This window comes from Phascolarctobacterium succinatutens YIT 12067, from assembly GCF_000188175.1.
GTDB classification, from domain to species: domain Bacteria; phylum Bacillota; class Negativicutes; order Acidaminococcales; family Acidaminococcaceae; genus Phascolarctobacterium_A; species Phascolarctobacterium_A succinatutens.
The window spans coordinates 47,851-61,472 of the sequence record NZ_GL830879.1; the positions used below are offsets into that span (position 1 = coordinate 47,851).

General features: G+C 47.2%; 16 protein-coding genes. 11 read left to right on the top strand and 5 right to left on the bottom strand.

Annotation, left to right across the window (positions count from 1 at the left end):
- Positions 1-159: 159 nt before the first annotated feature.
- The 4 genes from HMPREF9443_RS04555 to HMPREF9443_RS04570 all read right to left on the bottom strand — a co-directional run bounded on the left by HMPREF9443_RS04555 (position 160) and on the right by HMPREF9443_RS04570 (position 2,403).
- Positions 160-375, bottom strand: coding sequence for a hypothetical protein (locus tag HMPREF9443_RS04555; protein WP_009145347.1), 216 nt, complete (start codon positions 373-375; stop codon positions 160-162).
- Positions 359-1,300, bottom strand: coding sequence for a MobV family relaxase (gene mobV, locus HMPREF9443_RS04560; RefSeq protein WP_009145348.1), 942 nt, complete (start codon positions 1,298-1,300; stop codon positions 359-361). Before mobV ends, HMPREF9443_RS04555 begins: the two co-directional genes overlap by 17 nt.
- A 182-nt stretch (positions 1,301-1,482) precedes the next feature.
- Positions 1,483-1,878: a replication initiator protein A gene (locus HMPREF9443_RS04565; RefSeq protein WP_009145349.1), complete on the bottom strand. Its 396-nt coding sequence runs from the start codon at positions 1,876-1,878 to the stop codon at positions 1,483-1,485.
- A gap of 111 nt (positions 1,879-1,989) precedes the next feature.
- Positions 1,990-2,403, bottom strand: coding sequence for a cysteine-rich VLP protein (locus HMPREF9443_RS04570; protein WP_040565046.1), 414 nt, complete (start codon positions 2,401-2,403; stop codon positions 1,990-1,992).
- Positions 2,404-2,738: 335 nt separating this feature from the next.
- Here HMPREF9443_RS04570 and HMPREF9443_RS04575 point away from each other — a divergent pair, with 335 nt between their 5' ends.
- From HMPREF9443_RS04575 to HMPREF9443_RS04625, 11 genes are all read left to right on the top strand, one after another.
- On the top strand, positions 2,739-3,539 hold the full coding sequence (locus HMPREF9443_RS04575; protein ID WP_009145351.1) for a helix-turn-helix domain-containing protein: 801 nt from the start codon (positions 2,739-2,741) through the stop codon (positions 3,537-3,539).
- A gap of 20 nt (positions 3,540-3,559) precedes the next feature.
- A complete protein-coding gene (locus HMPREF9443_RS04580) occupies positions 3,560-4,258 on the top strand; it encodes a GNAT family N-acetyltransferase (protein ID WP_004292762.1) in 699 nt (232 codons plus the stop codon).
- A gap of 151 nt (positions 4,259-4,409) precedes the next feature.
- Positions 4,410-4,955 carry an AAA family ATPase gene (locus HMPREF9443_RS04585; RefSeq protein ID WP_009145352.1) on the top strand — a complete coding sequence of 182 codons (546 nt, stop codon included), beginning with the start codon at positions 4,410-4,412 and terminating at the stop codon, positions 4,953-4,955.
- 59 nt (positions 4,956-5,014) lie between these two features.
- Entirely contained in the window at positions 5,015-5,932 is a 918-nt protein-coding gene (locus HMPREF9443_RS04590) for an aminoglycoside phosphotransferase family protein (RefSeq protein WP_002779679.1), read from the top strand.
- Between the two features lie 4 nt (positions 5,933-5,936).
- A complete protein-coding gene (locus tag HMPREF9443_RS04595; protein ID WP_002788929.1) occupies positions 5,937-6,356 on the top strand; it encodes a pyroglutamyl-peptidase I in 420 nt (139 codons plus the stop codon).
- 156 nt (positions 6,357-6,512) lie between these two features.
- Positions 6,513-7,058 carry an AAA family ATPase gene (locus tag HMPREF9443_RS04600; RefSeq protein WP_002584326.1) on the top strand — a complete coding sequence of 182 codons (546 nt, stop codon included), beginning with the start codon at positions 6,513-6,515 and terminating at the stop codon, positions 7,056-7,058.
- 96 nt (positions 7,059-7,154) lie between these two features.
- Entirely contained in the window at positions 7,155-7,886 is a 732-nt protein-coding gene (locus HMPREF9443_RS04605) for a class I SAM-dependent methyltransferase (RefSeq protein ID WP_022582627.1), read from the top strand.
- A 44-nt stretch (positions 7,887-7,930) separates the two neighbouring features.
- Positions 7,931-8,122 carry an aspartate/glutamate racemase family protein gene (locus HMPREF9443_RS04610; protein WP_370751961.1) on the top strand — a complete coding sequence of 64 codons (192 nt, stop codon included), beginning with the start codon at positions 7,931-7,933 and terminating at the stop codon, positions 8,120-8,122.
- Positions 8,123-9,079: 957 nt separating this feature from the next.
- On the top strand, positions 9,080-9,931 hold the full coding sequence (locus tag HMPREF9443_RS04615; RefSeq protein WP_009145355.1) for an arylamine N-acetyltransferase family protein: 852 nt from the start codon (positions 9,080-9,082) through the stop codon (positions 9,929-9,931).
- A 21-nt stretch (positions 9,932-9,952) separates the two neighbouring features.
- A complete protein-coding gene (locus tag HMPREF9443_RS04620) occupies positions 9,953-11,473 on the top strand; it encodes a CCA tRNA nucleotidyltransferase (protein WP_009145356.1) in 1,521 nt (506 codons plus the stop codon).
- Positions 11,470-12,216: a C39 family peptidase gene (locus HMPREF9443_RS04625; RefSeq protein WP_009145357.1), complete on the top strand. Its 747-nt coding sequence runs from the start codon at positions 11,470-11,472 to the stop codon at positions 12,214-12,216. Before HMPREF9443_RS04620 ends, HMPREF9443_RS04625 begins: the two co-directional genes overlap by 4 nt.
- A 95-nt stretch (positions 12,217-12,311) precedes the next feature.
- Here the strand turns inward: HMPREF9443_RS04625 and HMPREF9443_RS04630 are convergent, their stop codons facing one another.
- The gene (locus HMPREF9443_RS04630) at positions 12,312-13,550 is read right to left on the bottom strand and encodes an MFS transporter (RefSeq protein WP_009145358.1); all 1,239 of its coding nucleotides are present in this window, start codon (positions 13,548-13,550) and stop codon (positions 12,312-12,314) included.
- Positions 13,551-13,622: the final 72 nt, after the last annotated feature.

Sequence of the window (13,622 nt, forward strand, 5' to 3'; positions counted from 1 at the left end):
ATGGAAATGCTGTCCTTTTTGTCTACCGATTGCCTTGCATAGATCGCGTCTATCCTGTTATTCATTTTGTCGCTCATTTTCTTAAAAAAGAAACGGAGCTGCTGACAGTTTTATTATACCGCCAGCAGCCCCGCAAATCAACGATGGCTTCGGGAAACCTTATGCCCCGGCTTCCTCTTTCTGCCGCTTATCGGCGTATTTGCGGAACACCTCATAAAGCTGCTGCTCCAGTTCCCGGCGTTTGGCCGCTTCCTGCTCCGGCGTGAACACCGGGGAGAGGTTTTCCAGCGTGATTTCCTTTCCCTGAAAAGTCACGACTTCTGTTTCCTTTTTGTATCTGATATTGGTACTTATAAAATCACCTTTCCTTTCCATGCTGCCGCTGCCGTTTCAGTTCCACCAGTATATCCGGCGGGATACGGTCAACCAGCCTTTGCATATCGTGCAGTTCGCTTTCCAGCTTCGCCTGTTCCATGCGGTCTTTGATTTTGCCGCTCTCGCTGGCTCTGGCTCGTGCTTCCAGCTTCTCATTTTCTGCCAGCAGGTCATTGATTGTGACCTTGTACTTTTTCAACTGCCCGGAGAAATTCTCCATCTGCGGGAACCACTTTTTCAGCATGGAGAGGGCTTCCTCTTTTTTCTTTCCGGCGTTCAGCGGGTTAATGCCGTCCAGTGTGGCTTCAATGGCTCTTGCCTGCCGGGAGAGGGAAACCGCCTGTTTGAAAAGCCGGGTGGGGATATGCTTCCGGCCTGTCTTGCTGGCGCTTTCCCCACGCTCCAAGTCGGGATATTTCTCCACCATGTAGGCGTGAAAATCATCCTGCCACTTCGTCAGGTTTGCCCGGTTGCCGATAATCTCCTTTGCGCACAGGCGGTTGTCCTTTGTCAGCGGAACAAAGGTCAAATGCAGGTGGGGCGTTTTCTCGTCCATGTGTACCACCGCCGACACAATATTTTCCCGGCCTACCCGGTCAATGAGGAAGTCGGCCGCCCGCTGGAAAAACGCCTGTATCTCCTTTGGGGATTTCCCCTTGAAAAACTCCGGGCTGGCGGTTATCAGCGTATCGACAAACCGGGTGCTGTCCTTGCGGGTGCGGCACCCCGCCTGTTCAATGCGGCGCTGAATGAAGTGGTAATAGCGTCCCTCCGGCTTGACGATATGGAAGTTGTACTTGCTCTTAGCGGTGTCAATGTCGGGGTTGCTGGCATACTGTTCTTTCTGCCTTTCGTGATGGGCTTCCAGCGGCCTTGCCGGGTTGCCCTTGTGCTTCTCAAACCGCAAAATTGCGTGTTGTGCCATTCTGCTCCTTTCCCCATTCCTTTCCCATCCGGGGTTTTCCACAGGGAAAATCCCGCAGAAAATAGCTCGGATAGGATTGGAATGGATAGAATATAAATCAATCTTTTTATCTTTGTATTTCTATATACCGTCCGATTTTCGTACTTCTCAGGAATGATTTCCGTACTTCATGGGTACGGTTTTCAGTCCTCCGGCGTACCAGAACGGGATTTCTTGAAGTCGGTGTTTGGAACTGCTTCATAGGATTTTGGGAAAATGCGGTTGGGTTTTCCACAGCCCTGCTTCTGGATCTCCACCAGTCCGGCGTATTGCAGTTCCCGCAGGGTGTTCACCGCTTTCTGCCGCCCACAGTGAAGCAGGTCAACTACTTCACAGATAGGGCAATACAGGAAAATCCGTCCGCAGTCGTCCGCCCACCCATTCTTGCGGGATAACTCTGTCCGACGCAGGATAAAGGCGTACAGAACCTTTGCCTCGTTGGACAGGGGCTTGAATGTGGGGGCTTCAAAGAGAAAATTCGGGAGCCGGGTGAAGCTGAACGCCTGTTCCGGCTGGTGAATGTAAATCGTGTTTGTCATATCGTGTTTTGTGGACGGTTAGAAGCCCGTTTTCCGGGGCGGGCGATACTTTATACCACCCGCCTCGGTTTGGGGCTTGTAAAGCCTGATAAATCAAGGCTTTTTCCGCTCCTAACTGTCCACAGCAGACCTCCTTTTCCGTTCACTTTCTGTTTTCTGCCGCCTGTGAACTCTGGCGGCGCAGTCCGGGCAGTATTTCCCCCGGTTGGAGCGTGGGACGAACACGCCGCCGCAGACCGCACAGCGTTTCAAGTCCTTATCCCGGAAAATCCCCGCTTCCAGCGTTCCGTCCAGCGGTAAGACCGCCCAGCGGAACCACTTGCAGCAGACCGAGAAAGAAATCGTCTGCGGGCAGGTGCAGGTGTCCCCATCGTCAAGGACAATGCAGTTGCCGTTCTCACAGCAACAGCACTCCCGGCGTATCAGGCTGGCCGCCTGTTTCCTCTGCGCCGGTGTCATGCGGTAAAGGGAACCGTCCGGCCTGCGTTCCAGCGGCGGCAAGTCTTTATAGGGGTTATCTCTCATGCGTTCCCTCCATTTTTCGCTTTGCCGTTCTCCCCGAAAAGGCTTCCTGCCCCATTCCTGCGGCGTGTTCCGGCGTTGGCACGCTCCCCGCAGCTTCGGGACATTTTGTCCCGAAGTCCGGCTCCTTGCGGTGCTTCCCCAGCCGGGGTATTCCTTTTCGGACGGTCATTCGGTTTTCAAGGTGCTGTCCATCGATGAACTACCCTAAGTCTACACGAAAAAAATGCAATTCCCGGAATATTGCGAGAATTGCATTTTGATGAAGTTTACACTTTGGAAATTGCATTTTTACAATCATTCTGTATAATGGAAGTATGCGGAGGAGGTGCGTATTTATGGCTTTACCCGGAACACCCGGACAGCGGATTTCCGATTTATGCAACGGGAACCACATCACACAAAAGGAACTTGCGGAGAAGATAGGCGTTTCCGCTTCCCAGTTGAGCCGCATTGTCAGCGGCGAAACGAGAACGGTCAGCAGTGATATTCTCATAGGTGTGGCAAAGGAATTTAAGGTATCGACAGACTACATACTGGGCTTGTCCACCGTGAGCGTCCGTAAAAGCTACGATATTTCTGAATTAGGCTTGTCAGAGGGAGCCGTAAGGGGGCTTGTGACGGGCGCTGTTGATGTGCAAATCCTCAACCGCCTGTTGGAACACAGGAATTTTCCTAAGCTGATAGATTTGATACGGATTTATTTTCAGGACGCGGCGGCAAAGGGGATAATGGCACGAAACCAGCTTATCGAGATAGCAACGGCTTCCCTGTCCGACCTGATGAAAGAACACCCGGAACACCGGGCAGAAGCGAAGCAGGATTTACAGCTTTTGAACGCCCAAAAGATGGGGGAACATGAAGCGGAGATTGAAAAAATCAAAAATGTGTTCCTGGCTATCCTGCGGGACATTAAGAAAGACATAGACAACGGGGAACAGCTGGGAGAAGCTGTGACCGCCGCTATGTTCCAAGCCATGCGGGACGCACTGGCGGAACAGAAACAAAAACCGCTTTCCATTGACGATGTAACGGCGATGATAGCTGGACAGATCGGACAGCTTGCACCGATGGACGAGGAAACCGCCGACCTGTTTCAGCGGTTAGTAAAGAAAATGATTGAACAGGCAGAGAAATAAATGTAGGAGAATATTAGAAAATGGGAAAAAGCAACTCGTACTATATGCAGCTTCATGTAGAAGCACTGTTTACAATGAATGAAAAGAACGAACTTATGACTATAAGGGAACCATGGGACTCCACTTCACAGCCGGCTCCCCGCTTCTATTTGACAAGACCACTTTACGAAAAACCACATGCTTATTTTCGCGCTGACGTACCGAAAGAATTAAGAGAAAAACTACAATCAATTACCAACAGAGAGCCAGTACTGATGCTGCCGAATGAATCACCTATTTATGATAAAGAATATCGGCAACTATTAGGAGAAAGTAAGATTTCAGAAGATGCTTGTTTTTGGCTTCCTGAACAGCCAAAGTTAAAAGCCTGCTTACTCACTAAAGACAACATTGAGCCTCAGATGAGCCACTATTTTCCCTGGCTACCTGAAGAGTTGCTGGATGTTCCCTTTTGCGCTGCTTATTTGGAAGATTCTCAAGTCGTATCTATTTGTCGTAGTGTTCGGATTATTCTTGAGGCAGAGGAAGCGGGAATTGAAACGGCTGAACTTTACAGAAGAAAAGGGTATGCATTCCACACACTTGCAGAATGGGCAGAAGCAGTTAGACGAAATGGTAGTATTCCTTTGTATAGTGCGTCCACTTCTAACTTAGCCTCTTTAGGTTTAGCAAAAAAGGCAGGCGGCATTTTCTTTGGTAACGGTTTTTGCGTTTGCTGATTTATGGTTTTGGGGTATAATAAACTGTTTGAAGAAGAAAAGAAGCGGCTAAAATAGATTGCGGAGAAGTTGGACTTGCCGAAAAATCCAAACCCACAGCGGGGACGGAAAAAGAAATAGAGAACAGCAAATCGAAATAGGAGGAGTGAAAATGAACCAAGGAAGAATTATTGTGATTACAGGTTCGCCGGGAACAGGAAAGACAACAATTGCGTCGATTGTCGCAAAAGAATCGAACATGGATAAATCTGTGCATATGCACACAGACGACTTTTTCCATTATTTAAGCAAAGGAGCAATACCGCCGCATTTACCAGAGTCCAACGAACAAAATTTAGTTGTTATTGAAGCCTTTTTAGAAGCTGCAAAGCGCTATGCCCGCGGTGGATATGATGTAATTGTAGATGGAATTGTAGGGCCGTGGTTTTTAGAACCATGGAGAGCCCTTGTTCGAGAAGATTATGAAGTACACTATATTGTTTTAAGGGCCAGTAAAGAAGAAACTATGAAGCGAGCTGTGGAGCGCTCAAAATTAGACAGAAAAACAAATGTTGAATTAGTAGAAACCATGTGGGAGCAATTTTGCAATCTGGGAATATATGAATCGAATGTTATAGATACGACCACTTATTCCATTCAAGAAACTGTTTCCGCAGTACAAGAAAAAATCGCAAGTAGGGCAGCGTTGTTGTCTTAGATTTTTTTGCTTTTTTGTGGTATATTATCCTCAGACAGAGCTAAAAGGGAGAGCGGAACATGAAAAGCGATTATTCAAAAGAAAGCATCACAGAGTTTTTAAGCCGAAAGTACGGTGAGGATATAAGGCTTTTTCCGATAAAAGAAGGGCAGGAGTCACAGGCGTATTGGTTTTCGCGTGGCGGCAGAGAATATGTCGTGCGCATAAATTCAAATATGGAAGGCTTCAAAAAAGACAAATACGCCTATGAGCACTTCCGCTCGGATAGAGTTCCTATTCCAGAGGTTGTTGAAACAGGCAACTTTGACGGCACGCACTACTTCTGCATCAGCGTAAAAGCGGACGGGATTACATATGAGGACTCCGATGAAGAAACGGTTGTGCGACTGCTCGGCGATATTACGGATGTAACCGAAGCAATATCGCGAACCGATATATCAGGCACTTCCGGCTGCGGCGTGTTTGACAGCGATACGGGAAACGCTCCGTTTTACAGCTGGAGAGAATATCTTGCGGAGGTATTCGAGAGAGACTGGACGGCGGTAAGCAGGAGCTATGTTAACCTCTCACTCATCGACGAGCTTCTCGCGGCATATCGTGAGCTTATATCTTATTGCCCGGAAGAAAGAGCGCTGTTCCACGGGGATTTCGGCTCGAATAATGTTATCGTAGGCAAAAAATCGAGGATAAGTGGCGTTATAGACTGGGACTGCGCGGCTTACGGGGACTTTCTTTACGACATCGCGACCGCGTATTTTTGGCGGACATGGCTCATGTGCATGGAAAAAACTGCGGCGTATTGGGAGAGAAAATACTCTCACCTGCCGAGATATACCGAGCGAATTTTATGCTATGAGCTGCGGATAGGGCTGACGGAAATATACGAAAACGCTGTCGAAAACGATACTGAGACAACAGAGTGGCTTCAAAACAGGTGCCGCGAGATTTTGAGAGAATACAGACAAAGAAAGGCATGATAAAATGAGAATACTGTTCACAGGCTTTGACCCGTTCGGGGGAGAGAAAATCAATCCTGCGGGAGAAGCCGTAAAAATGATGAAAAACGAAATACAAGGCGCGGAAATTTTAAAGCTCGAAGTGCCGACGGTGTTTGGAAAGGCAGGAGAGGTTCTTAAAAAAGCGGTGGAGCAATACAGACCCGACGCGGTGGTGTGCGTAGGTCAAGCCGGAGGGAGAGCCGCCATTACTCCCGAGATGATAGCCGTGAACATAATGGACGCGCGCATTCCCGACAACGCCGGAAACAAGCCGTGCCACGAGCTTATAATAAAAGAGGGAAGAGAAGCGTATTTTTCCTCACTTCCGGTGAAGGATATCGAGAAAAATCTAAATGATAACGGAATTCCGTCGTCGGTATCGTATGGAGCGGACAACGAGTAAAAGAGTGACCGCCGAGATAACCCATTGCTCGGCGGTGTTCCTTTCCAAGTTAATTGCGTGATATAGATTGAAAAGTGGATAGATTTATGATACAGTGAATAGATTTATGATATAATGAGTTATCAACAAATCGGAAGTTGTGGAGGTAAAATATAGATGAATCAAGGTAGAATTATTGTAATCACAGGTGCGCCGGGGACAGGAAAAACTACAACGGCATCTGCTGTTGCAAAAGAATCAGATTTGGAAAAGTCTGTGCATATGCACACAGATGACTTTTATCATTATTTGAGTAAAGGGGCAATACCACCGCATTTGCCAGAATCAAATGAGCAAAATTTGATTGTCATTGAAGCGTTTTTAGAAGCTGCGAAGCGATATGCTCGTGGGGGATATGATGTAATTGTTGACGGTATTATCGGACCGTGGTTTTTAAAGCCGTGGCAAAGTCTTGTTCGGGAACATTATGAGGTGCATTATATTATTTTAAGGGCAAGTAAGGAAGAAACCTTGAAGCGAGCTGTTGAACGCTCAAAGTTAGACCGAAAGACAAATATCGAATTGGTAGAAACCATGTGGGAGCAATTTTGCAATCTGGGAATATATGAATCGAATGTTATAGATACGACCACTTATTCCATTCAAGAAACTGTTTCCGCAGTACAAGAAAAAATCGCAAGTAGGGCAGCGTTGTTGTCTTAGATTGTTTTGGTGCAATTCCCATTTATCGAGCAGATGAAGTTGGGGAGCCGCCTGGAGGCGGCGGTGCCGAAGGATAAAATAGGAGATGTTAAGGTTATGAATAATGAATACGATAATGAGAAGTTTTTTGAAGAATATGCAAAGATGTCCCGCAGTAAAGAGGGGTTAAAAGCTGCTGGTGAATGGCATCAATTAAAACCTTTGTTTCCTTCGTTAGAAGGAAAATCTGTTCTTGACTTGGGGTGCGGATATGGCTGGCACTGCAAGTTCGCAGAAGAACAAGGAGCTACAAAAATATTAGGGATCGATTTAAGTAAGAAAATGATTGAGGAAGCCCAAAAGCGCAATTCAGGAAATCAAATTGAATATCGTATTAGCGGATTAGAGGAATACGACTATCCAGAAAATGAATGGGATTGTGTTATATCTAATTTAGCTCTTCACTATATAGAGGACATAGTGGAAATATTTCAAAAAGTGTATAGGACATTAAAACCAGGTGGAATTTTTCTTTTTAATATCGAACACCCTGTTTTTACCGCAGGAGTTGGGCAAGATTGGATTTATACAGATGATGGGAAACCGCAATATTGGGCGATTGATAATTACTTTATAACAGGAGAACGAAATACACATTTTTTAGGATGTGATGTAGTAAAACAACATCACACACTTACACAGATTATAATGGGATTGCTGAACAATGGGTTTGAGCTTAAAGTTGTAGAGGAAGCAGAACCGCCTAAAGAGATGATGGATATTCCGGGTATGGAAGATGAACTTCGCCGCCCGATGATGTTACTTGTAAAGGCGATAGCGAAAAAATAATATCTCTATTAGGAAAACTGATATACCCCAATTTAGAGAATGGCATAGTAATTCCTAGTGATAAAGAGAAAATGATTGCACTGGCAAATAAATACATTGAAAAAGAAAATGTAGATGCACTCATTCTCGCCTGTACGGAGCTGCCACTTGCCATAAAGCCCGAAGATGTTAATGTGCCAATCGTGAATACAACCCAAGTACATATCAACGCAATTTACCAATATGCAATTCGATAAAAATAGCAAAGCCAGCCGAGCCAGTCAACGGTCAAGATGAACGGCGCATTTCATGCGCCGCCGTTGACAGCCCCGCCCGTCTTTGCTAAAGGGTAATCAAGGCGGGAAAGCCCTAAAATGGCTTCCCCGCCCATTTCAATTTTGGGAAAAGAAATGCTCCAAAATCAAAAAGAGAGCGGCCAAGCACTTTGAGGGATTGGCCGCCTTGTTCACCCATTCAGCGGAACGGCGGGCGGCGGTCAAGGCCGGGTGCAAACCCGTTCATTTCAGCCTTGACGGTTGCCTGCTGTCCTGCTACTTTTCCGGGAGTGTGGCCACACTTCGGGACACTTTGTCCACAAGTCGGAGCGAAGGACGAGGGACGGGGGCTTTCATATACCTGCCGCCGTTCTCTGAAAACAGGCCGATTTTTTGCTCATTCCCATTCGCAAAAATTCAGCCTGTTTTCCTGCCGGAGCAAACGGGGTGCAAGAAGCACCGCACCCCGTTTCCTCTGTCAGCCACGCCAGCAGGTATAACACACTACACTTTGCAAGCAAAGTCGTGTGCCAAAGGGGGCACCCCTTTGGAAACCCTAGACAACAAAACAGGCGGTATGCTGCCCTCTCCGGGAGCATACCGCCGTTTGTTGTCAGCAGCCCGTTTCACGGTCTGCGTGTAGTTCCTTGTAAACTGACCTAAAGGGAATATTAAATATAACAGAATCGCCATTTATATAATAACACTTAGGAATTACTTTGTAAAACGGTAGTTTTGTTTATCTTATTCTTGTTTGGCATTAAAATTATTCCATATAGGAATAGTCTTTTTATTGTCGCCTCTGTGCAGATATAGACTATGCTATTCCCACTCTTTAAAGCAAAATAGTTTATTTCCTGCAAAATAAATGTTACAATAAATAATTGAGAGAAGATTAGACAATTTTCATAGCTATAACAACGCTGTGAAAATTACATTATGGAGATGATTGCTTTGCCAAATTATGCAGATATCAACGGACGGCCGATGAAGAAGCTGCAAATACAACAATACCTGCGCAAGCTGCAGCTCAACGATTTCGAGCCGGCTGTTAATTTAGCAACCCTGACTAAATTGCAGGACGCGCACCTCAAATATATCCCCTATGAAAATTTTGACTCTCTTAACGGCAAAATTACCTCGCTCAAACGCCAGGATATGTTCAATAAGGTTATCATGCATAACCGCGGCGGCATCTGCTTTGAGCTGAACGGACTTTACAACTGGCTTTTGGAGTCCCTGGGCTTCGATGTAACCAGCTATTCCGCCCGCTTTATCGATAAAATGGAAACCTATCAGCTGCGCCGCCACCGCGTAATGTGTGTAGCTTTAGGCGAGAAGCGTTATCTGACCGACGTCGGCGTGAACAGCGAAAGTCCGCGTGTACCGCTGGAAATTGTTGAAGGTCTGATTCAGAGCGACGGCATCAGCCAATACAAGTTTACCCGCAGTGAATTTTGGGGTTGGCTGCTTTGGCAGAAGGAACGCGGCAAAATCTGGAAGCGCCTCTTTGGCTTCACAGAAGAGCCTCAGATAGACAAGGATTTTATTACCGCCAGCTTCTGGTGCGATGCCCATCCCGACTCACCGTTTATCAAAAGCAAGAAGCTGTCTATTTTCCGCGAGGACTGCAATATTACCATCCGCAGCAACTATTTAAAATTTTACCTTGGCGGTCGCGTAAAGTACCGCTATAAAATTAACACCGGTGCCGAGCTTAAGGAGATTCTTTGGGAGTATTTTGGTATTAATGTAGAATACCGGCTCAAGGATGACGGTATAGAATACTAAGCCTGGCAGGAGATTTTTAAAATGCCTGATTTATTTTTTCCCAGTTATACAAAAAAAATACTGTCTGCTTTAAACGCTGCCGGCTATGAAGCATATCTTGTCGGCGGTGCCGTGCGCGACCTGCTTTTGGGCAAGTCACCGGATGATTACGATATCACTACCAATGCTCTGCCTGAGCAGGTTTTGGCAGTTTGCAAGCAACAAGATTGGAAAACTGTTGACCAATTAGGTCACAATTTCGGCTGCGTAGTCATCGTTATCAACGGTGTTGCTACCGAAGTAACAACCTTTCGCGGCGAACGCTATAACGACGAAGATATGCATCGCCCTGCCGCAACCTGGTTTTGCAGCAGTCTGCGCGAGGATTTGAGCCGCCGTGATTTTACTGTCAACGCTATGGCGCTATCACTGAACGGCACATTGTATGACTACTTTGGCGGTCAGCAGGATTTACAGCAGAAGATTTTACGCACTGTAGGTGACGCTAAGCAACGCTTTCATGAGGATGCGCTGCGTATGCTGCGTGCCTGCCGCTTTGTGGCACAGCTTGGCTTTACGTACGAGCAGGCAGGCTGCGAAACACTACCTGCCTGCGGTGCTCCGAACACGCCCTACTACCTGCCGCATGGCTACAGCTTTCCGGTTGAACGCTGCGCCGGCCTTTCGTTGGAGCGTGTACGCAAGGAGCTTGAAAAGCTCATTACATCTGAATATGCAGGCAAAGGCCTGATGCTGATGATGGCAACAGGCCTTTTAGGTGCAAACTGTCATGCCCGTGAAAACGGCAGCGATACTATTATTCCCATTCTGCCGGAAGCACTGCATCTTTTAGGTCTGCACCAAAATCCACGCTTTCATTTATACGACACCTGGGAGCACACACTGCTGGCGATTGACAACAGCCCGCACGATTTAGCCATCCGCTGGGCACTTGTGCTGCACGATCTGGGCAAGGGCTTGCCGAATGTACGCAAACTGAATAAGGAAGGCCAGCCTTCCGACCCGGGGCATGAAGCCGAAAGTGCAATCATGGCTAAAGCGATTTTAACGCGCCTAGGCTATAACAAAAGCTTCGTACATCTGGTAACCTGGCTGGTAGCGCAGCATATGCGCTTCGCGCCTATGCTGCTCACCGGTGAGCGCACCCTGCTGCGCTGGGTGCGCAGCGAAGCCGCCAACTCCGGCTTCCGTACGCAGGCAGAGCTGACACAAGCCTACAGTCTGCTGGTCGAGGTTTTTCTTGCGGATATGGGAGCAACCCACGCCCGCGAAAACGAGCAGCTAATGGCCGAAGGTCGCCTTTTAGGCCGTCAGGTTGTGGAGCTGGTACGCACACGCATGCCCGTATGCACCAAGGATCTTGCTGTCAGCGGACGCGAGCTGCTGGAGCTTATTCCCAGGGCTGACATTAAAAATATTTTATTCTACCTGCTGGAACGCGTACAATCAGGTAATCTTCCCAACGAAAAAGAAGCTTTGCTCACAGCATTCCATAAGCATCAAAGGCGCAAAGCTACAATCAGTTCAGGAGACAACGTATGAAAACAAAACGCATTTTAACGGTCATTGTTTGCCTGCTAGCCATTTTAGGCGGCCTTAATTATCTTTTGCAGCAATCCCCTATGCCTATAGGCACACCAGGAAGCACACCGGCAGCCGGTGCCGCACAATTCGTAGGCAAACACGATATCAAGGATTCACCCTATTTTAAACATCCTGATTTTTATAATATGCAATCTGACGAGCATCTTACTATTTTGCCGAAATTTGCCACTACGCAGCAAATCACTCATTATACCTGTGGTCCGGCAGCAGCGAATATGGTAGTAAAATATTACAAGGGCCAAACGCTTGATGATGAGCTGGCCGTTGCTAAAATCATGGGCAGCAGCAAAACAGCAGGCACTAATACCAAGGGCATGGTAAACTACTTTGAAAAAATCGGTTGGGAGGTTCATTCCTCCATTAAAGATAAAACTCCCGACAGCTATAAGGATTTCCTCAAATTTGTCGAGAGTAATCTGAAAAATAATACCCCTATTATTGTAGAAAACGTCGATTGGGGCGGGCATTGGCGCGTCATCATCGGTTACGACAGCATGGGCACCGCACACCAAAGTGACGATGTGCTTATTATGGCAGATCCCTATGACACCACCGACCATCTGCAGGACGGCTACAGCATTGTACCGGCAGAACGCTTCTTCTATATGTGGTTTGATCACCAGCTTTTCCCGCAAAGTGAGCAAAAACGCCAATGGCTGACGGCTAAACCGAAGGCTTGACGGTTCCGAAGAAAACATTCTATATTTTTCCAAAAATAAAACCGTTGCCGCAAATTCCCTGCAGCAACGGTCTTTTATTTTATATGGATAAACTTTTAGCTTGCAGCTTCCTGCTCCGCTCCACGCACATGCGTGAAATAAGAGTAAACTGCTACGCTCATAAGCACGCAGCCGGCAAATACAAGCACATAACGCGAGCTCATAAAGCTGCCCAAGGCACCGCCAAGCAGCGGTCCTACAACACCGCCAAACTGCTGCGCGCTCGTAACCAGGCCAAAGGCCTTACCACGCATATTGGCAGCAGTAACACGCGTCAGGTTAGCATTAATATTCGGCACAGCGCCTGCAAGGAACAAGCCGTAAACAAACTGAATAGCCGCAAACTGCCAGACAGTGTTGATAAAGACTTGGAAAAGGTTAATAAAACCGGCAATAAAGGTTACAATGCAGAAAACACGCACATAACCGAAGCGCTGTCCGCGTTTTCCCCAAAACGGTGCCGCTAAAATACCGGTAATACCGGCTAGCGAGAAAATCACACCTGACATCTTGATAGCAGCATCACCCATATCATGCATCAGCTCGCCTACGTACAATGTAATCAACGGCTGAATCAGCATCACACAGGTCTGCACTACAAAGAACATAGCCATAATATATAACAAGCCCTTGTTATGCAAAGCGTTCTTTAAATCTGCCAACAGACTGCTTGCTTCGCGCGCACCCTTATTCAATACGGACATATCCTTAACAATAAATACTACGGCACTTGTAGCAATAAACAAGGCAAAGCTGCCTACATAAAATGAAGCACGCATGCCAAACCAGCTGCTCAGATAACCGCCCATCAAAGGTCCCATGATGGTGCCGCTGGCTACCGCAGTCTGCATCAGTCCCATGCCCCAGCCCATGCGCTCCTCCGGCAAGGATGAAGATGCCATAGACATGCAGGCAGGCACAAAGCCGGCAACAACACCACACACAATACGCACTATTAATAGCTGATAGACATCCTGGCAAACGCCGGTAAGAAAATAGGTCAGCGCCAAGCCGTAGCCGGCGCGAATCGCCATCTTTCTCTGCCCGACATGGTCAGCCAAAGCGCCCCAATAAGGTGCCATCACGGCCGAACCCATAAAGGTTACAGCAAAGGTAATGCCTGCCCAGAAGTTAACGTCAGGCTGAGCAACATGCAGCTCACGCAGCAGATATACAGGCAAAAAAGGAATGCACATTGTATAGCTGGCACAGCACAAAAAAACTCCCAGCCACAATACCGGCAAATTAGCCTTCCAATTGCCTTTGTTGTTAGCAGTAAAAGCTTGTATTGACATTGTATCTCCCTTTCCTCTCTCTAATTGCTATTATAACACAATGCAGGCAGATAGTCACAGCAGATAAATGCC